19 protein-coding genes are annotated in these 19,756 nt (G+C 33.9%); 6 read left to right on the top strand and 13 right to left on the bottom strand.

Annotated features, from left to right (window positions below; translation table 11 throughout):
• Nucleotides 1-14: 14 nt before the first annotated feature.
• Nucleotides 15-680 (bottom strand): carbonic anhydrase, encoded by a 666-nt coding sequence (locus tag AC5XHR_RS06945; RefSeq protein ID WP_495950054.1) that lies wholly within the window; start codon nt 678-680, stop codon nt 15-17.
• Between the two features lie 141 nt (nt 681-821).
• Nucleotides 822-1,373 carry a serine acetyltransferase gene (locus AC5XHR_RS06940; protein WP_495950053.1) on the bottom strand — a complete coding sequence of 184 codons (552 nt, stop codon included), beginning with the start codon at nt 1,371-1,373 and terminating at the stop codon, nt 822-824.
• A 117-nt stretch (nt 1,374-1,490) separates the two neighbouring features.
• Here AC5XHR_RS06940 and AC5XHR_RS06935 point away from each other — a divergent pair, with 117 nt between their 5' ends.
• From AC5XHR_RS06935 to AC5XHR_RS06925, 3 genes are read left to right on the top strand one after another with little or no spacing between them, the layout of a single operon-like run.
• On the top strand, nt 1,491-2,147 hold the full coding sequence (locus tag AC5XHR_RS06935) for a hypothetical protein (protein ID WP_495950052.1): 657 nt from the start codon (nt 1,491-1,493) through the stop codon (nt 2,145-2,147).
• A gap of 9 nt (nt 2,148-2,156) precedes the next feature.
• Nucleotides 2,157-2,852 (top strand): hypothetical protein, encoded by a 696-nt coding sequence (locus AC5XHR_RS06930; protein ID WP_495950051.1) that lies wholly within the window; start codon nt 2,157-2,159, stop codon nt 2,850-2,852.
• An 8-nt stretch (nt 2,853-2,860) separates the two neighbouring features.
• A complete protein-coding gene (locus AC5XHR_RS06925) occupies nt 2,861-3,640 on the top strand; it encodes a hypothetical protein (RefSeq protein WP_495950050.1) in 780 nt (259 codons plus the stop codon).
• Nucleotides 3,641-3,668: 28 nt separating this feature from the next.
• Here the strand turns inward: AC5XHR_RS06925 and AC5XHR_RS06920 are convergent, their stop codons facing one another.
• From AC5XHR_RS06920 to AC5XHR_RS06900, 5 genes are all read right to left on the bottom strand, one after another.
• Nucleotides 3,669-4,826, bottom strand: a complete 1,158-nt coding sequence (locus AC5XHR_RS06920) for a glycosyltransferase (RefSeq protein WP_495950049.1) — start codon at nt 4,824-4,826, stop codon at nt 3,669-3,671.
• A 3-nt stretch (nt 4,827-4,829) separates the two neighbouring features.
• Nucleotides 4,830-5,384, bottom strand: coding sequence for an acyltransferase (locus AC5XHR_RS06915; RefSeq protein WP_495950048.1), 555 nt, complete (start codon nt 5,382-5,384; stop codon nt 4,830-4,832).
• Nucleotides 5,378-6,553 carry a glycosyltransferase gene (locus AC5XHR_RS06910; RefSeq protein ID WP_495950047.1) on the bottom strand — a complete coding sequence of 392 codons (1,176 nt, stop codon included), beginning with the start codon at nt 6,551-6,553 and terminating at the stop codon, nt 5,378-5,380. The genes AC5XHR_RS06915 and AC5XHR_RS06910 overlap by 7 nt, the downstream gene beginning before the upstream one ends.
• Complete coding sequence (locus AC5XHR_RS06905) at nt 6,553-7,389, bottom strand: glycosyltransferase family 2 protein (protein WP_495950046.1); 837 nt, start codon at nt 7,387-7,389, stop codon at nt 6,553-6,555. The genes AC5XHR_RS06910 and AC5XHR_RS06905 overlap by 1 nt, the downstream gene beginning before the upstream one ends.
• Before the next feature lie 142 nt (nt 7,390-7,531).
• Nucleotides 7,532-8,833 carry a nucleotide sugar dehydrogenase gene (locus AC5XHR_RS06900; protein ID WP_495950045.1) on the bottom strand — a complete coding sequence of 434 codons (1,302 nt, stop codon included), beginning with the start codon at nt 8,831-8,833 and terminating at the stop codon, nt 7,532-7,534.
• A gap of 198 nt (nt 8,834-9,031) precedes the next feature.
• Between AC5XHR_RS06900 and AC5XHR_RS06895 the strand changes: the two genes are divergently transcribed.
• The 3 genes from AC5XHR_RS06895 to AC5XHR_RS06885 are packed head-to-tail and all read left to right on the top strand — an operon-like array spanning nt 9,032 to nt 12,273.
• Complete coding sequence (locus AC5XHR_RS06895) at nt 9,032-10,465, top strand: MBOAT family O-acyltransferase (protein WP_495950044.1); 1,434 nt, start codon at nt 9,032-9,034, stop codon at nt 10,463-10,465.
• A 2-nt stretch (nt 10,466-10,467) separates the two neighbouring features.
• Nucleotides 10,468-11,451, top strand: coding sequence for a hypothetical protein (locus AC5XHR_RS06890; protein WP_495950043.1), 984 nt, complete (start codon nt 10,468-10,470; stop codon nt 11,449-11,451).
• Nucleotides 11,452-11,502: 51 nt separating this feature from the next.
• Nucleotides 11,503-12,273, top strand: coding sequence for an O-methyltransferase (locus tag AC5XHR_RS06885; RefSeq protein WP_495950042.1), 771 nt, complete (start codon nt 11,503-11,505; stop codon nt 12,271-12,273).
• A gap of 164 nt (nt 12,274-12,437) precedes the next feature.
• Here AC5XHR_RS06885 and AC5XHR_RS06880 read toward each other — a convergent pair whose 3' ends face one another.
• The 6 genes from AC5XHR_RS06880 to asnB all read right to left on the bottom strand — a co-directional run bounded on the left by AC5XHR_RS06880 (nt 12,438) and on the right by asnB (nt 19,754).
• Nucleotides 12,438-13,856, bottom strand: a complete 1,419-nt coding sequence (locus AC5XHR_RS06880; protein WP_495950041.1) for a glycosyltransferase family protein — start codon at nt 13,854-13,856, stop codon at nt 12,438-12,440.
• A 203-nt stretch (nt 13,857-14,059) separates the two neighbouring features.
• Nucleotides 14,060-14,986, bottom strand: a complete 927-nt coding sequence (locus tag AC5XHR_RS06875) for a glycosyltransferase family 2 protein (protein WP_495950040.1) — start codon at nt 14,984-14,986, stop codon at nt 14,060-14,062.
• A gap of 2 nt (nt 14,987-14,988) precedes the next feature.
• Nucleotides 14,989-15,909 carry a glycosyltransferase family 2 protein gene (locus AC5XHR_RS06870; RefSeq protein ID WP_495950039.1) on the bottom strand — a complete coding sequence of 307 codons (921 nt, stop codon included), beginning with the start codon at nt 15,907-15,909 and terminating at the stop codon, nt 14,989-14,991.
• A 1-nt stretch (nt 15,910) separates the two neighbouring features.
• Nucleotides 15,911-16,984: a hypothetical protein gene (locus AC5XHR_RS06865; RefSeq protein WP_495950038.1), complete on the bottom strand. Its 1,074-nt coding sequence runs from the start codon at nt 16,982-16,984 to the stop codon at nt 15,911-15,913.
• Nucleotides 16,984-17,922 (bottom strand): glycosyltransferase family 2 protein, encoded by a 939-nt coding sequence (locus AC5XHR_RS06860; RefSeq protein WP_495950037.1) that lies wholly within the window; start codon nt 17,920-17,922, stop codon nt 16,984-16,986. Before AC5XHR_RS06860 ends, AC5XHR_RS06865 begins: the two co-directional genes overlap by 1 nt.
• Before the next feature lie 41 nt (nt 17,923-17,963).
• A complete protein-coding gene (asnB, locus tag AC5XHR_RS06855) occupies nt 17,964-19,754 on the bottom strand; it encodes an asparagine synthase (glutamine-hydrolyzing) (protein WP_495950036.1) in 1,791 nt (596 codons plus the stop codon).
• Nucleotides 19,755-19,756: the final 2 nt, after the last annotated feature.

The following is a 19,756-nucleotide window of genomic DNA, read 5'->3' as shown; positions in this document are numbered from 1 at the left end:
TTTTTTAGAACCGATTATTTTTTTCGGTTCATCACCCAATCCGAATTGGTTAGGTCGTATATTTTTTGGATGTCTTTTAATATTTTTTCAAAATCGATTTCCAAGTCGATTATTTTTCCTGTTCTCAAATCGAATACCCAACCATGTACAATGGGATATTCATCTAAGATATATCGTTCTTGAACGCATGCCATTTTAATAACATTGATGCATTGTTCTTGAACATTCAACTCCACCAAGCGATCGTATCTTTTGGCTAAGTCATCAATCGCATTTAATTCGGCTTGGTGCAAACGATAGACATCTCTAATGTTTCGCAACCAAGGATTCATTAAACCCAAATCTTCGGGCGTCATCGCTGCTTTTACACCACCGCAATTATAATGTCCGCAAACGATAATGTGTTTCACTTTTAGGTGTTCTACCGCATATTCAATAACTGCTGTAGAGCTCATGTCTAAGGTGTTCACCACATTGGCGATGTTTCTTGTTACGAAAACTTCACCAGGTTTGGCACCCATTAACTCTTCTGCCGTTACTCTCGAATCGGAGCATCCTATGTATAAATAATCAGGATTTTGCGTTTTAGCAAGCTCATGAAAATACTCAGGATTTTCAGCGATTTTAGATTCAACCCAGTTTTTATTGTTTTCAAAAATAACTTCGTACGTTTTTGGCATCTGTTCTGCGGGTTTTAATTATTTATAAATACAAAATTATTTTGTCTTTCGATAGATTGAATCAATAATTATGCAAAAATAAATTTTTTGATTAAAAATAAAATTCTTTTAACAAAATTTAATATGTGGATATGACGAATGTCATATTTTATTGTTGATGTAACCTTCGGTTGCCTGCTCGTTTGATGTGACGCTTGCTGGGTTTCCTACAACGACGGAATTGTCCGGTACATCGAAGTTTACGTAGGCATTTGGAGCAATTAAAACATTGTTTCCAATGGTGATTCCGCCAACGATGACCGCATTAGGACCAATCCAAACTTCATTTCCGATTTTCGGGAATCCTTGATTCTTGCCTCGGTTTTGTTGACCAACCGTTACGCCTTGCGCCATATTGCAGTTGGTTCCGATTTGAGCATTTGGGTTGATCACTACAGCGCCCCAATGTCCGAGATAAAAACCTGCTCCAATTTTGGTTTCTGGATAAATTTGAAATCCGTATTTAATCTGATGCCTTCGAAGTACCATTCTCCAAAAAAGTCCTTTTATCGATTTTTTAGGGTGGATTTGGCACTTCCTCAAAATATAAACAAAATGCAAATTTGGGTTGATGCATTTGCCCCAAATTTGAGGTTTAGAAAGCCATTTTCCGCTTTCCCGATAAAAATCTTTTTGAATGATAGAATACTCCATAGTTTTTTTCTCACTTTCAAATTTATGGTATTTTTAGAAATTATGGAACACCTATATGTAAGTGTTTGTCTATGAAAAATATACTGTATCTTTGTAGTCTCAAAAAACGCGTAATTCATGAGAAAATTACTATATATGATGGTGTTTATGCCATCGGGCTTGTTGTTTTCGCAAAGTGGAAAAGTTGGGATTGGTACCACTGCGCCCCAAACAACACTTCATGTGAAGGGGAGTCTTCGCTTGGAACATCCATCTCAAGGAAAGGGGAAAATTCTTAGAGTTTATGATACGGGAGCAATGAAATGGGCGAATGCCGTTCCTTTACCCGTCTATGGAAGTTTTGAAGTTCAAGATGGATATACTGTCAAAACCATTACTAATGACACTTACTTTAAAAGCTTTATTACGCTTTCACCCGGAAAATGGATCGTGAAGCTTTCATTCCTATTAACTGTTCGAGACCTTGGAGGTAGTACTGATGAGGGCTACGTTGTAGAAACCTATTTAGCGGATTCTAACACGTCATCAACCCCAACAACGGATTATGTTGAAGGATCATCTACTATGATGGGAGGAACTGCCTATACGCCTTCTATTTACAATTTATTACAAGGTTCGGTTTTAATAGAGAATAAAGATAATGTCTCTAAAACTTACTATTTGTGGGGGAAAGCGGTAAAGTACCCTACCACGTCAACTTCGACAGTTTCTTTAGATCGTTTGGCTTCAAATATATGGTCGGAGAACCGAATTTATGCAATTCCAATTGAATAAAAACTCAAAATGAAAACAACGTTTATTTATTTAGGCTTATTTTTTGCGTCACTAGCTTCTGCTCAGAATATTGGTATCGGGACCGTAAGTCCTTCATCAACTTTGCACGTGAAAACAAATAATGATTATATTTTAAGAGTTCGAGATGCTGTTACAACGACAGATGCCAACTGGACTATTAAAAGTGCGGATGGACTTGGAACATTTAATAAGGTTGCAACTGGCGTTTTTAGAAGTACGGTTGTTTTTCCATTATCCGCAACGGGTGTTACAATTTCTACTGTCGCTCCTAATTGGCAAAATACTGGGATTCCCATTTCAGTTCCTCCAGGTAAATGGAATATCACTGGCACACTCGTTTTAACTCCAAGTTCTTCTATTAGTTCACAAACCGATAGTGCTTATAATTGTCGAGTTTCTTTGGCAGATGACGCATCATCAACCACTGCAACCTCAGATTTTATATCGGCTGAAAACTACAGCGCGGGAAAAGGAGAAATGTTTGGTCGACTTTTAGGCCCTTTACCTAAAGATTACGTTTCTGGAAATATGTTTATTAATAACCCGTCATTAACCAATAAAACGTATTATATACTTGCGAATATTGAAAGAATAAGTGGGAGTTCTACGGTTAACTTTAAAGATTTTGGTTTAAAAACCACACCAGAAAATCAGTTATATGCAATGCCAATTAACGAAAACTAAGTTTTAAGATGAAAAAGATTTTACTTTTTATAAGCTTCTCTTTTACTGCTTTATTTTATGCGCAGGCAGGAAATGTTGGTATTAATACGAAAGCGCCTACAGAAAAGCTTGATGTGAATGGCAGCATGCGTTTTGAGCCGGCTAGTATTGTTGGTTTGGCAGCAGGGCAAGTTCTTGTTTCTGATGAAAATGGAAATGCATCATGGAAAGAAATGGATTTATCAGTGAAAAACTACGGTCCAACGTATGGGACTAAAGATTATACCGTTTTGAATTATTATGATGGGTCTGCTACAAGTTATCCCGATCCAACATGGAGATACCATTCGGAAATAGTTTACACGGGGACTAGTATTACGTTGCCTCAAGGGAAATGGTTGGTTATTTTTAATAATATAGCTAATGTGCAGTATAGTTCTGATTATACTACTGATACATGGACTGACGCTATTCCTGCAAACGTTGCATTGTGGGTACGAACCTATTTTGCAGATAATTCGGATAACTATTCAAAGGGGTACAATCACGATGCTAATGTTATTTCTACTAATGTTATTGGACCGAATAAAGTTAGTAATGCCGTAGTAGGCCCGTCAAAATCCATGCAAGTGGGAGGCGAACAAATTATTAATAATAATTCAGGTGGAGATAAGACGTATTATCTTAAGGTTTCTACCCAATTGTTTAATGTTTCAGGGTTGAAAGGGATTCGATTGGTTAATTTCGCTTTAAAAGGGAATACAGCCAGTACGTCTGAAAATAAGATGATTGCGTATAGAATTCAATAAAAGAAAAAGCAGCGGTTAGCTGTTTTTTTTATAAATTGTCTAGTATTTTTTCAATGCTTGTAACTGAATTTTTTAATGTAAATGGGACTTCGTAGGATTCCAAGTTTTTTTGATACTCGTCAAATGAATTTGGGTTTTCTAATGCGGTCCGCATTCCGGTGTAAATTCCATCTTCGCTGTTATCTACCATCATTCCTAAGCTTCCGTTGTCTAGCATTTCTGCAGCTCCAGAAACATCGGTCGAAATGATGTTCTTTTTCAAGGTAATCGCTTCAAATAAAACCGTTGGAAATCCTTCATAACGCGAACATAAAATATAGAAATCCGCTTTTTTGAAGTAGGGATAAGGATTGTTGGTGAAGCCTAATAAAGTTGCTGTTTCATCAACTTGAAGTTCTGATTTTAAATTTTTGATGTTTTCAAAATCGTAGCCATCACCCACGATTAAAATTTTATGCGGAAAACCTTCTTCCAATAATCGTTTGTGAACTTTCAAAAGTCTGTCAAATCCTTTTTGAGGGAAAACAGTTCCTACAGAAATAAAAGTAGGAATCGTTGAATCAAACTGATAATTTTCAACTGGTTTTTCCGCTTTAGTGAGAATTTCTTCCGTATCTAATGGATTGTAAATCCGAACAATTCTTGATTTTTCATCTTGCTTTCTAGACAAGTTTTCAAAATCTTCTTGAATTTGCTTAGAAATAACTAGAATTTTATCAAATCCAAAGAATTTTCTGATTTCATCGTCTGTGTAGTTATGAAACTCCGTTTTTCGAAGGTCGTTGTGAATCCACACTATTTTTTTAGAAGATGAAATTGGCGAATTTAAAATTTCATCACGAAAACCATGAATAGCGGCTAATTCGATATCGTATTTCTTTCCTTTTAGTTTTCCGTTGTACAGAAGCTTCGGAAATTTTTTCAATATTTTTTGATAGATAACACGATAGGCTTTTTCAGGAATATCTTGTAGCCGATTGGTGGTAATCATCTCCCCTTTGTTGAGGTATAAAACGTTGATCCAATCCGGAATCTCAGTCAAATATTTACCTGAATACAAATTCAATAAAAGATCAATTTCGTACTTGTCCTTGGGTAGATTTTTAAGAAAAGTCGCCAAAACTTTCTCCGCACCACCATGACGAAGCGAGCCAATCCGAATCAATATTTTCTTCTTAGTTGACATGGATTAGCGAACTGGTTTATAGGAGTGCGGAAGATTTTTGATGAGGTATTCATCTAATTTTGGACGGTCGTTTTCTAGCTCGCGAGGGTAGTCTACGCTATCTTTTTTCTTTTTTTCGTAATAGTCTTCAATAGAACAGATAAATTTTGCTGGAACCCCACCGTAAACGGAATTATTGGGTACCGAAGAACTTACAATAGAGCCTGTCGCAATAATACAATTGTCGCCAATCTGAACATTGTGGGTAATAATAGAATGAGCGCCAACGAACGTATTTTTTCCAATTTTTATCCTTCCAAAAATTCGAACATCTTTGTATTCTTCAATTTTTCGCATCAGCAATTGTCCACCGCTATGGGTGATGAACGATACTTTTGAAGAAACTCTTGAATTTTCTCCAATTTCAATTAAATACGGTTCACTTCCAAAGTTGATTCCATCTCTCAAAACAACGCCACGTCCCAATTTTAGTCCTCGCGCAACGCACATTTTATAGTAGGAATTCCACTTAAGCGAATCTATTATGGAAAATATTTTGTTTAAAATTTTTGCTAGCATGACGCCTCTTTAGAAATTAAACCAACAAACAAGGACTCAATTTCGTTAAAAATTTTTTCATTGTCGAACTGAGCATCAATATTATTTAAATTTTCTTTGATTTGCTTCACATATTCTGGATTTGTCAGAAACAATTTCATCGCTTCATAGATTTCATTGGTGTCAAACGGAATTACATGCCCTGTTTTTTGATGGTGTAGGATCTCGTTGATATCCCCAACATTGGTCGCAATAATCGGTTTGCGTAGGATTAAAGCTTCGGCAATAACCAATGGCCAAGCTTCAGATGATGACGAAAGCATAAAATAATCTGCATGAAGCATGTATGGATACGGATTCATTTTAAATGGCTCAATGATAAACGTATCTTCAACATTATTTGCTGCAATTTTAGCTTTTAAGTTTTGATATTCCTCACCTTCGCCAAGAATTAAAATGTTGTGTTTGAAGCCCTCCTTAACCAATCTAATATGCGCGTCCAACAGCTCATTAAATCCCTTTTTGGCATGAAGTCTTCCAAGTCCTAAGAAGGTTGGGCCTTCGGGAATTTTTGGAATAAAGTCTTGAGCTTTTACTCTTATATCTTTAATTGGAACGGCATTTACGATTATTTTTTCTTCTGGATAGTTCCGTGTTGGATGATTTTCGTGCAGTATGGTTTTAATCTTTGATGAACAATACACCAATGTATCAAATTGTTCCATATTCGATAGGATTTTAGGAACGATCGGTTGAAGTTTTTTAGTGTTAATTTCGGTGTGAAACCATGCTACTTTTTTTGATTTTTTATTGGATGAATTTAAAACCATCTCATAATCGTTATAGGTCATTCCGATCTCAATATCGTACGTATCCTTTAATATTTTCTGATCAACGATCTCAGGATGTTTTTGGTATTTTTTTAGTTGCAAGCTTCTTCTAAAAAGTTGAATTTTCTGAAGGAGTGCGTTTTTTGAAAAATCTTCTCGCCCATTCGTTAGATACACTTTACGAACGTGTTTTGGGAACTCGTCACGAAGCTCCCCTTGATTCAGGTTAATACAAACCGTCATCTCAAATTTTTCAGGATCTAAGTTGTTTAGAATACTTAATAAAACTTTTTGCACGCCTCCCATTTCCATGGAGCGGTGTCTAAATAGAAGTTTTATTTTAGTTGATTTTTCACTCATTACAAAATGTTTTGAAACAGAGTTTTAAGTTTTTTTTGGAGTCTATATGAAAACGAGTTTTGATATTCTAACAATTTAAAAATTTCTTCAGAATTACTAAATATTTCAGGAACGCTAACGCCATTTATTTTTTGTAAGCCTCTTCTTTTCATTGCATAATAAATGGCTTCGCCCCAGAATTCATATGACTTTTTTTTGTTATCGTTTTGGGAAATTCCTCCAGCATGCGATCGGTATAAATAGTTTGCTTGATTAATAAATTTTACCTTTCCCTTTTCGTACAATTTAAGATATAAATCCTGATCTTCAGCTATTTTTAGCTGAGAGTTCATTTTTTCAGTATGTTCGTACGCATTCTTTCTAAAAGTAACGAAATGTGAAATTTGTATTGGGAAATTAAAAAAATATGGATCATTATTTTGTACTTGTTTTGCAGCACTAAAAACTTTTATAGGATTTAAATGTTCGTCACAAGAAACAAATCGAGAGTAAGCTAAAACAGTTTTCTCATCCTTTTGAAATTCAGTAATAGCGTTTTCTATCGCATTTGGAAGTATAGCATCATCTGGATCAACAAAACCGCAAATCTCCCCTTCGGCTAAGTCAATTAATTTTTTCTTCGTAAACCCGACACCTTTATTTTCCTCATTTTCGTAAAATTTAAACCTCGAGTCGTTAGAAATTAATGCTTTAACTTGTATTTTTTCCTCCTCCTTAGAACAATCATCCAGTATAATAGCTTCCCAATTTTCATAGGACTGTTTTTGTATAGAATTAAAACAATCTACAAAATACTTGGCATTATTGTAATGTGCAATAAGTATTGAAAATTTCATTTTTTAGTTGACTTTGAATATTAAATCCTGATTGTTCACAACAGTTGAGTTTCTGGGATATTTTTATTGATTATGCAATCTGCTCGAATAATGCAATTGTTACCTTTGTAAAGTGTGATAGATTGGTAATAGCATCATAACTTTATAATCGTGCATCAACTGATGATCTTTCTAAAAAACTCTTACAATCATACACAACGCCTTTTTCTGATGCTAGCTCATGAATATTTATATTTTTAAATTCATCATGAGCTACGGCTAGTATAATAGCGTCAAATTTTGTAGTTTTAATATCACCCAATTTATTAGTTGCTGCTATCCCATATTCTTTTTCGACTAATTTTGGGTCAGCCCAAGGGTCGTAAATTGTTGGAACACTTCCAAAATCCTTAATTTCATTATAAATATCAACAATTTTTGTATTCCGAATGTCAGGACAGTTTTCCTTAAATGTAAATCCTAAAATCAAGATTTTAGAATTTTTAATTAGGATATTTTTAGAAATCATCAGTTTAACAACCTTGTCCGCTATAAAACGGCCCATATAGTCGTTTACTCTTCTTCCAGACAAAATAACATTCGGGATGTAACCTAAAAGTTCAGATTTATAAGCTAAATAGTAGGGGTCTACGCCAATGCAATGACCACCAACTAGACCGGGTTTGTAATTTAAGAAATTCCATTTTGTTGCTGCGGCTTCCAAAACATCATTGGTGTCAATTCCAACTTTGTCAAAAATAATGGCTAATTCATTTACAAAAGAAATATTGACGTCTCTCTGGGCATTTTCTATCACTTTAGATGCTTCAGCGACTTTTATTGATGGCGCTTTATGAGTTCCCGCAACAATGATCGTTTGGTATAGTTTATCAACGAAGTTGGAAGCTTCAGGTGTTGAACCCGCGGTTACTTTCTTTATTTTTATGAGTGTATTTACTTTGTCGCCAGAGTTGATTCTTTCAGGAGAATATCCTACGAAGAAATCATGATTAAATTTTAGTCCCGATTCTTGTTCCAAAATTGGAGCACAAATTTCTTCTGTACATCCCGGATATGTAGTTGATTCGTAAATAACAATATCCTCTTTTTTAAGAATTTGTCCAATTGCGGTGCTTGCAGAAATTAGCGGCGTGAAATCAGGACGTTTGGATTGGTCAATAGGGGTGGGGACAGTTACAACAAACACGTTACATTCTTGGATGCAATTTAAATCTGTGGTTGGGAAATATCCTTTAACAGTATGGTCTAGATGGCTTTTTAAGTTTAGGTTAATTTCATCAAAACTAGCTTCCCGTGTGGAGTCTTGTGCCTTTTTTAGTTCGTCAATTCGCTCTTTTGAAGTATCAAAACCGACTGTAGGAAAATGCTTAGCAAATTCCAAACTTAACGGAAGGCCGACATAGCCTTGTCCAATAATCGCAATCTTGGTTGAACTTAAATTCATCAGTGGATTTTGAATAAATGCAAATATAATTTAAAAATACGTTAAAAAATCCTATTTTTGGACAATAATCTTAACATCGTGAGCGACTTGAAGAAAAATTTATACTTTGAAGAAAAGACCTATGCATTTGTAGATAAATCGAATTTTAAGGTTAAAAACATAACATTGTTTTAATATTAAAGATTCATTGAGTTTTGTATGCTTTTTAATTCAATTAGTTTTGCGTTTTTTCTTCCCGTCGTTTTTGTTCTTTACTGGTTTGTTTTTAATAGGAAGCTAAGGGTACAAAACCTATTTATGCTTATAGCAAGTTTTTTTTTCTACGCTTGTTGGGATTGGCGGTTTTTGTTCTTACTTGGTTTTTCAATTTTTCTAGATTATTTTTCTGGGCTCAAAATAGAGAAGGCTATAGGTGATGTTTCACGAAAGTTCTGGTTAATTCTTAGTATTGCAATCAATCTCGGATTTCTAGGTTTTTTTAAATATTACAATTTTTTTGTTGACAGCTTTGCGGAAATGCTTCACTCTGTAGGATTTAATGTTCATATATGGACTCTAAAAATAGTGTTGCCAGTTGGTATTTCTTTCTATACATTCCACGGATTGTCCTATATAATTGATGTTTACAAAAAACGAATTAAAGCCGAGAAAAATTTTATTGATTATGCCTTATTTGTAAGTTATTTTCCTCTTCTTGTCGCTGGACCTATCGAAAGAGCAACACACTTGCTACCGCAAATTAAAGTTAAAAGGAAGTTCAGTTACGATTTGGCAGCGGATGGAATGCGTCAAATTTTATGGGGTTTGTTTAAAAAGATGGTGATTGCGGATAATTGCGCTCCAATTGTCAACGAAATTTTTCTTAACTATCAAACCGAATCAGCTAGTAATTTAGCTTTAGGGGCAATACTCTTTGCGTTCCAAATTTATGGTGACTTTTCAGGATATTCGGACATTGCTTTGGGGGTTTCCAAGTTGTTTGGAATTCAGTTGTTGAAGAACTTCGCTTATCCTTATTTTTCTCGGGACATTGCTGAATTTTGGAGACGTTGGCACATATCGCTTTCGTCTTGGTTTAAAGATTATTTGTATATCCCTCTAGGTGGGAGTAAAGGTGGGCTATGGATGAAAATTCGAAACACGTTTATTATCTTCTTGGTGAGTGGTTTTTGGCATGGTGCAAATTGGACGTTCGTCATTTGGGGCGGACTTAATGCTTTGTTTTTTATGCCTTTGTTGATTTTAAATAAGAATAGAAGCAATCTAGAAATCGTTGCTCAGGGTCAAGTTTTTCCTAGCCTACGAGAAGCGATTAGTATCGTAATAACATTTGCAATGGCTTGCTTTGCATGGATATTTTTCCGGTCGGAAAGTGTGTCTCAGGCGATTCATTACATCATCAATATATTCGATACTAGTATTTTTCAAATTCCAAGTTCTTTAAATGTGAAACTCGTCGTGCTCTGTGCTTTGATGTTTGGTTTTGAATGGATTAATAGAGCTTATTTTCATGGTTTGGAAATCAAGAGATTTCAAAAATGGCTACGATGGGGAGTATATCTTTTCATTGTCTTACTGATTTTGTGCTTTGCCAATTTCAATAACAACGAATTTATCTATTTTCAATTTTAGAAATGAAGAAATTTTTACTTAAGTCATTCCTTTTTTCTGCTTTACTTTTCGGAATTGCCATTTCGAGATGGCTTTATATTGGGACAAACTCACCTGAAAATCCAATTTTAAAAAGAAAAATTGAATGTATAAATAAGGATTTGAAAATCAATACTGTCTTTGTAGGCAGTAGCAAAATAAATAACCAAGTTATTCCTAAGGTAATTGATTCGGTTGCCGTAGGGATTCATTCATTTAACTTGGGAGCTAATGGAAGTTTTAATTTAGAAAACTTTGAGACGATAGATTATTTTTTAAAACACAAACCGCCTCATCTTAACATCATTGTTTTAGAGTTGCAAAATAAATTCTCATTTAACAGAATAAACATCAATGCTCCTAGAAGCTATCAAGTGCTGAGTCCTAGTAATTTTAGCTTCCTAATGAAGTATTTTTACGAAAGTAAAGATTATCGGCAGTTGGCTTACACAATGTATTCCTTTTTTTTAGATATATTTGATTTTAACGTTGGTATTACTAAGGAAGAACAAAATAATGATCCTTTTAAGGAGCAAGGGTTTTTCGCTCTAGATGATGAAAAAAATGAGGATGTTGTAAAAAGAAGAAAAGAATTAATAAACAAACCTGGTGAAATTTCAAGACGAATTGAAGCGTTCAAAAACGATAAAAAGAATTATGAAGCTAATGAAGCATTACAGAATAAAATAATGTCATTGAAAGAGGATTGTTTAAAGAGAGGGGTTCAGCTAATACTTTTGTATCCTGCACCAGCAGAGCCGGACGCTAAGAAACTTGTTGCTTTCGAAAAAAATAGTCCAGTCCCCGTAATTAATTTGGTTGATCCGGTGGAGTATCCGCAATTCTACAACTTGAAAAGCCGATGGGATTACGGGCATCTTAATCGTAAAGGAGCCGAAGAACATTCTAGGTTAATAGGTGCGGAGTTGCTCAAATTGATGGATTCAAAACAAATATCAATCGACTAGAATTTAGTATTAAGGATAAAAACCATATTTTTGCCGAATAAATAAGACACAGTGAGCGAATTAGGAAGAATTACCAAAACATTTTTTGCCTATTTAAAAAGGCCAGACCTTTATCCTGAATTAGGACGGAAGATTGTTAAAAATACGTTTCAACGTGGAAATGCGAATAAGGGACAAGAAAAAAGCAATCAATGGGCTGCTTCTATCGCTGTTTCTCAAGAGCAAGCTATTTCTACGCTTTTTGGATTAAGTTTTCAAGAATTTAGTTCACAGTTTCCAGACACATTCCAATATTCATTAAACCGTCAAAATACATGTCCCATAAAAATGGGTGGTGCAGGAGCTTTGGAGCTAATTTATGCTGCTTGTGAATTTACTCAAGCAAAAAATGTTCTAGAAACAGGGGTTGCTTACGGTTGGTCGTCATTGGCTGTTCTTTCGTATTTGGAACAAAATGACGGAAAACTTTATAGCTCGGATATGCCTTATTTAGGGCAAAATGGTGACCAATACGTTGGTTATGTTGTTCCTGAAAATTTGAGAAAAAATTGGGAGTTGTTTCGATTTGCAGATCGAGAGTCTTTACCAAAGATTTTCGAAAAAAATAAGGAGTTTGATGTTGTTCATTATGATTCTGATAAAGCTTATAATGGAATGATTTGGGCGTACGGAGAATTGTACAATCACTTAAGAAAAGGAGGTGTTTTTATTAGTGACGACATCAATGATAATGCAGCTTTTCAAGATTTTTGTCAATCAAAAAATATCCAACCGATAATTATATCTTTTGAAGGAAAGTTTATTGGTGTATTTGTGAAGTAAATATCTTCTATTTAAGGTTAATATTATACAATCCAGAACGTATGCTTTTGTAATCTAAAACCAAGTATTTTAGAATCATCATACATTTTTGCAGTTGAGTAATTTATAATTCTCCGACTTTCTAAAGGTTTCTTTTTTTCAAAACATAGGGTAAGGTCGTTTCTTTAGTCTTTTACGACGAAAACATAATCACATTTCGTATTATTTCTCTCAATATTAAAAATTATTATTTTTTTGGGATCTAAACCATTTTTTAGAGCTAAGTATTGATATTCGAAAGCGTTGAAGAATGTAGGTTCTCTAAGGATTAAAAAATTAGTTGATTTTTGAAATTGATAAACATTATAATCAATACAAACTATTTTTGGATGAATTTGTTTTTTGTCAAGATCTGCTTTTAACTTTGAAAACAGTTCGTTGTTGAAGTTACTTGCATATATCCAAGCGTTCATAATACTGGTGTTAACAAAAAATAAAACACTAACTATTGATGCCAATATTACTTTAAATAGTATTTTATTAGTTATTAATACTTGCAATAGATAAAGTATTGCGGAGCAAAAAAGTATTGAAAAGAAAAGACGAAATGCACCAAGATTTCTGTTGTCAAAACCGAAAACTGTAGGAAAGTATGTTGAAAAAATAAAAATTACCAAAGAAATCAACAATAATAAGAGCGAATACAAAATGTTCTTATTAAAAAAAATCTTTTTGTAGGTCAAATCTTTCTTTTTGGTCACAAAGAAGGTGGCAAGCCCCACAGCAATTGGAAATAGTAAATCCACCCAGCTTTGGAATCTAATATTATATAACCCTTTTATTACTGTTTGAGCATAATCACGGAAAATCATTTTAATCGAAAATAAACCAACTTTCTGTATGTGCCCTAAATTAAAAATTTGATTAATACTGTCTCTTTGATATGAATTTGCAAAAAGGTAGGGTTGTAGTAGTTTTCGATACAATATTAATATTAATAATATTGTTACAAAATACACAACTTTATCTCTTTTGGATCTAACAAGGAAAGCGTTTAAAATAAGAATAGGAAAGAAAATTTCATAGGATAAAATAGACAACATAAAAAACACCCCACTTATGACAGGCTTGTATTTTGTCGTGAGATAATAAATACTTAAAAGCCAAAATAGTAACGCTAAGTTCGAGTTCAACATTATCGGGGAAAACTGAATTGATGTTGCATAGATTGAACTTGCATAGATAGCTGTTGCTACTACAGAAAAGTTTTCATCAAATAGATTTGACAATACTTTATATAGAAATAGCAAGGAAATAGGAAAGAATATGAAACCAATGTAATACAAGTTAATATTAAACTTTGATAAATAAATAACAATACCCGTTACAATTCCGGAAATTGGTCTTGCAGACATAGTAGAAGAGTCCAAAAAACGACTCAAAAAACTAAAAAATGAACTGGTAATGTTTTGACCTTGGTATACTTTACTTAAATCATCTACTAAAAGGACTTCGTGATTAATTATTTTTATATGAACATATAATACATATAGAATAATTGTAATTAACAAAAGATTTACCGGTTTGTAAATTGTGTTTTTCATTAAGTTTAAAGCTAACAAAATATAAAGTGAGAAATGGACTTTTTAAAATAGAATAGTGTATTATTTATCTTTTTTGCTCTGTTCAAAAATACCGTTATTTACTCGTTTATTAAGGATGAAATGTGAGAAAAGATACTTTTTCAAAAACATTTTTTTTAGTATAGTCGTATTTTAATCTGTTCCAAGTTTATTTATAGTTTTTATTATCTAAAGTTAATATTATACAGCCCAGAACGAATGCTTTTGTAATCTAAAATTAAATATTTTAGGATCATCGTCCATTTTTTCGCTGTTGAAGCATTTGCAATCTCCCAACTTCTCAATGTTCGTTGGATGTGGATTTTATACTCTTCGGGCATTGTTTTTTCAGTTTGCGACCAATCATTCAATTTTGTCCAAAGTAGAATGCGCGTTTTTGCAGGGTTTACTTTCTTCGAATCCACTTGTGTAATTCTATTACTTTCATGGATTCCTCGAATAGCAATGGCTTGATCGATAATTCCTGTATAGAGATCTAAATAATAAGATAATCTCACTGTAAAATCAGTGTCTTGATGTAATCGCAAACTTATATCAAAAAGACGATCCATTTTTTTTAACGCCGATTTTCGTATTGTAATCGTATCAAGATGAATTAACCCGAAACTTCCTCTTAAATTCAATTGACCCGGACAAACATCTTTCGGGTCTGCTTTTTTGTAAACAGTATCAAGTTTGTCCTGATAGATATGATAGTATTGTTCCTTCGCTTTTTTCGAATAATAATGAACCCCTAAAGCACCATAAACACCTTCAACTTCTTCCTTTTTGAAAAGTTCTTTTTCGGCATCAAAACGACTGGGAAGATAATAATCATCGGCATCAAGAAAAGCAATAAAATCTCCGGTAGCCTTTTCTATTCCAAGGTTTCTGCTGGCACCCGCACCATGATTTTGTTTGTCTGGATGTTGAAAAAGTTGCACTCTTGAATGAATAGCAGTTAAATTTTTACAAACTTCCAATGCGTTGTCGGGTGATTGGTCTTCCACCAAAATAACTTCCATCACTTCTTCAAATTGAAGGGCAGATTCAACAGCTTGAGTTACATACTTTTCAGCGTTGTAAACCGGAATGATAACGGATATTCTCATATCTAAATGTTAAGAAAAGGAGTTGTTCCTTCTATTGATAAGCGCAGGTTTTCCTCAATATTTATTTTTTCATCTTTAAAATATTGTATCTCTTTTTTGATTTGTTTTAATTCCTTGTAATCACGTTTGAGAAAGGCCTTTAACTTCTTTGTTTTCAAATGTTTTACTCCAGCCTCAATCGTAATTGGAGCATTCGGATTAGATAGGTTTATCAAGTAGTCGCGCATACTAGTATATTCCTTTTCGCCATAAGACCAATCAGGGGATCTTTGCCTATCATGATAAATTTTTGCTAAAGGATAAACCCCAATTTTATACTTGTGAAACAAGACGCGTTGTACATAATTATTGTCTTCTCCATAATGAAAAAAAGTTGGGTTAAACCCTCCAGTTTTAGTTAAACAAGCTTGTGTAATTAGCCAACAAGCTGCACTGATAAATTTTGCATTATAAATCTTATGAGTGTCTTTGGCTAACAAACTATCTGACACCAGATTGTCACACATTTTTGGCGCAATTTGAGTAGAAAAAATCCAATCAAGCTTTGATCCGTCTCCATTTAAATGTAAAGGACTTATAATACCATACTCAGGGGTTGTAGTAGCGATGGTTATTAATTTTTCAAGAGTATCTACTTCAACATATACATCTTGATTTAAAAGAAAGGCAAAATCATAATCTCCTTTTAGCGCATATTCTAAACCAATATTATTTGCTTTTCCGAAACCTAAATTGATCTCGGATTTGATTAAATGGACAGGATAGTTTTTTTCCTCGATAAATTTGGTTGTAGCATCCGTCGAATTATTATCAATAACGATGATGTCCGTTTTGTATGTGGATGACATTAGTGAATCTAAACATTTGGAGATCCAATCATGCCTCAGTGCGTTGTATGTTACAATTACAGTTAGAACTTTCATGTTATAATAGTTTTATACTTTTCTCGCTCGCATTTAAATATATGGGAAATTTTTGAAGATTCGCAATGATATTTTTTGCAACAGATTTAGGGTGTAAATAAGTCTGATAATATAGGTTTGCACCATTTTTTAGTTGTAGATATTCCGCTTCCGTCATTTCAAATAAGAGATTAGAGACTATATTATCCAAATCGTTTAAATCTTCAAAAATAATCGAATTTTCGCCGTTTGTTAAAGCTGGATAGATGCTGTCTGCATAAGATTGCTGAATAATTGGGATACAACCCACAGAAAGCGCTTCAACGAAATTGTGACTCAAGGGTGCGAATACGCCTGGACAACAAAGAAAAAATCGAAATTGTGACAAGATAGGACGTACATCTTGAAGTTTGATATTGTGATTGTATTTTTCAGAGAAAATAAAATACTTCGCTAAATTTTGCTGAATGATCGATTGCAACTCGGTTTTTGAGGCTACAGAAACGAAATTTTCTTTTGTTCTAAAAAAGTTGATGAGGTCTATTCGATCGACAATTTTGAATGGAGATTTATGAATGGTTTTATAAACTTCCGCATCAAAGTTTCCAAAGCAAAATAACGCATTTATTCGTAACGGATTTGATTCATTAATATCAATGTTCCACAAGTTTTCTACATACATATTAGGATGAAAACTCATAGGAATGTGAAAACTTTCGTTTTCGTCATTATAATCTTGAAACAAAGTCTTGTAATAATTTGCACTAAACATGGTGTCGTCTAGCTTAATGCACTTCGAAGGATCTTTAGGTTTATTGATAGTAATTAGATTATCTTTAAAAATCAAAGCTAGATACGAATCTCCATTTCTTAAGTTTCTAAACTTGGAGAAAATCATCGGGTAGTATATTTCGTAGCCTCCAATTTGGAGAGTTTTCAGCAAATTGTAGAAATAACGATGGTAGATATTGGGATGGTTCACCTCGATAAGTATTGAGCGCGAAGATTGCGTTCCAATGTTCTTGGCTTTCAGTCGTATATAGAGTGAAATATCTTGTAATAACGCAATGATTTGTCGAATTCTCTTGCTGATCATTATTTGTTTTTAAGAATGTGAAACCGATAACTCGTTTTTAAAAGCTCTGGATAGCGCAATAGGTAAAAAAAATATTGAGTCAGTTTTTTTACGCCATGCGTATTTCCCAATTTGAACGTAATGTATCGAAGTTTAATAAATTTTTTAACATTCGCGCTCATCTCGATTTGGCTTTTAGACCATTGAAAACGAGATTTGTAAAGCAAATACATATTGTTGTAAAATTTACTGCTATAAGGCTTTATTTTGGTAATTCGATTGTCGTCGTGCACTCCACGCATCGCGATAGGCTGCACAATTTCACCAGATTTTAGATAGCAATTATAAGAAAGTTTAATGATGAAATCGGTGTCTTGATGAACTCGTAAATTTTCATTAAACCTAATCTTCCTTTTTATAAGACTTTTCCTGCGAATAGTGAGCCCGTTAAGATGAAAGAAAATACCGAAACTCTTGTCTAAACCTACTAGACCATAAAAAACGTCTTTCCCTTCAGCATGTCTTTTCACCGTCGTAATCTGAGCATATTTGAATTTTTGTTGATATTCTTGCTTTCCTTTTTCCGAAAGAAAATCAGTTCCTATAGCCCCAAAAACACCTTCAATTTTCGCATCAAGAAACAATTGTTTTTCAACATCAAATCTGTTCGGAAGGTAATAGTCATCCGCATCTAAAAAAGCAATAAAATCTTGAGTAGCCTTTTCTATGCCCAGGTTTCGAGTGGCTCCAGCTCCATAGTTTCCTTGGTCAGCATGTTGATACAACTTCACTCTAGAATACATGGTAACCAATTTTTTGCAAATCTCTAACGAATTGTCAGGTGATTTGTCTTCAATTAATAAAACCTCCCTCACTTCTGGAAATTGCAATGCAGAGTTGACCGCTTTTTCTAAAAATTCTTCGGCATTATAGACAGGTATTATTACGGAGATTTTCAACTTATTTATTTTTGGATTATAGTAGATCTTATTTGAGAATTTTACTTTTTAGAATATTCTGCCCAAATAGCGAGTTGCAGTAAATTCCAATGTTTACGATCTTGATTCAGAAATTTTTTTGTGGTGTTGTAATCTACAAATTCAAATACTTTCGCATTAGGATTTTTTAAAATATCGTTAGAAAGTTTTTTCATGCTATCTTCCTTCATCCAATTTTCTACAGAGGAACCGAAACCTTGTTTTTTTCTTGTTTTAATGGTCTCTGTCCAATATCTTTGCATGGATTCTCGCAATATTATTTTGTCGTGATCGTTGTTTATTTTTAAGCTTTCAGGAAGTTGAATACAAAATTCGGCAAAATCTTTGTCTAAAAAGGGAGTGCGAACTTCCAATGAATTTGCCATTGCCATTCTATCGGATTTTACAAGCATATTTCCAGGAACATATTTTTCCAAATCTACTCGCATAATGTCATTCAACGAATTCTGGTTTGGCGTGAAGCTATAGTTTTGCGAATAACTTTCGTTTATTCCTAAACTTCTAATTTCTTGTTTTGTGAAAAAGTTTCGGACTTGATTTTGGTGGAAATCTAAAATCGAGTTGTACTTTAAATTTTGTTGAGTGATAAACGATGTTTGCTTTAGTTTGCCGTATAGTTTCAATCCAAATTTTGTAACCAAATTAGAATACGAAAAATGATTTTTCATTTCGTTTTCCGCTGCGTAAAAGCTATAACCACCAAACAATTCATCTCCAACATCACCAGCCAGAACAACTTTAAGGTGTCGTCCCGCTGCTTCACAGATTTTGTACTGAGGGACATAACTCATGTCAGCAAAAGGCTCGTCAAAATATGGGGCTGTTTTTAGTAAATCAATAGCAATATCACTTCTATTTTCATAGATTTCTATATGCTTTGTTTGATATTTCCTTGCAATTTCTTCCGCAAAATCTAGCTCATTATTTTCTCCAGAATATCCAAAACTTATCGTTGTTTGCTTCGGAAGAAATTCGTTCACCATCGCCACAATTGTAGAAGAATCTAATCCACCGCTTAAAAAGCTACCCACTTCAACATCTGCGATTAATTGTTTTTGGACCGCGCTTTTTAACAAATGAGAAAACTCTTCTTTGGCTTCAGAAAGTGAAATTTCAAGATCGTTTTTCGGGATGCTATAATATCTTTTAACTGAAATTTTTCCGTTAGAATAAATTAATTGATGCGCTGGAGGAAGCGTGAAAATGTTGGAGTAAATGCTTTGCTGCGCGTTTACATAGCCATATTGCAGGAAATGTGCAAGTGCGTCGTTATTAACTTCTGGTGTAATTAATTCTGATGCAAGAATCGCTTTAATTTCTGAAGCGAAAATAAATTCGCCGTTTTTGCCTGTTGCGTAATAGAAAGGTTTTTCACCAAAACGGTCTCTTGCGCAAAATAATTCTTGCTTTTTATCGTCCCAGATCGCAAATGCAAACATTCCGGGAAGTTCGTGGATGAGGTTTTCCCCTTTCGCTTGATACATGGCTAAAATCAGTTCCGTATCGGATGTTCCGCGATAAGGATAATCGGAATATTTCTTTTTTATATCTAAATAGCCGTAAATTTCACCATTTAAAACAATGCATTCGTTTCGGGTGTTAGAAAACATCGGCTGTTTGCCAGTTTCCGAAAGATCGACGATTGATAACCTTCGGTGCCCTAAAGCTGCGTTTTCAAAATATTGATGATCGGCAGAATCGGGACCACGATGCGCTATAGCATCGGTCATTTTCTGAATTTCTTCAGTGTAATTTCTCGCATTATTGGTGATTATTCCTGCAATTCCGCACATAG

It is taken from the genome of Kaistella sp. CFF1-2 (genome assembly GCF_059509915.1).
This window is presented reverse-complemented; position numbering and strand designations above follow the sequence as displayed.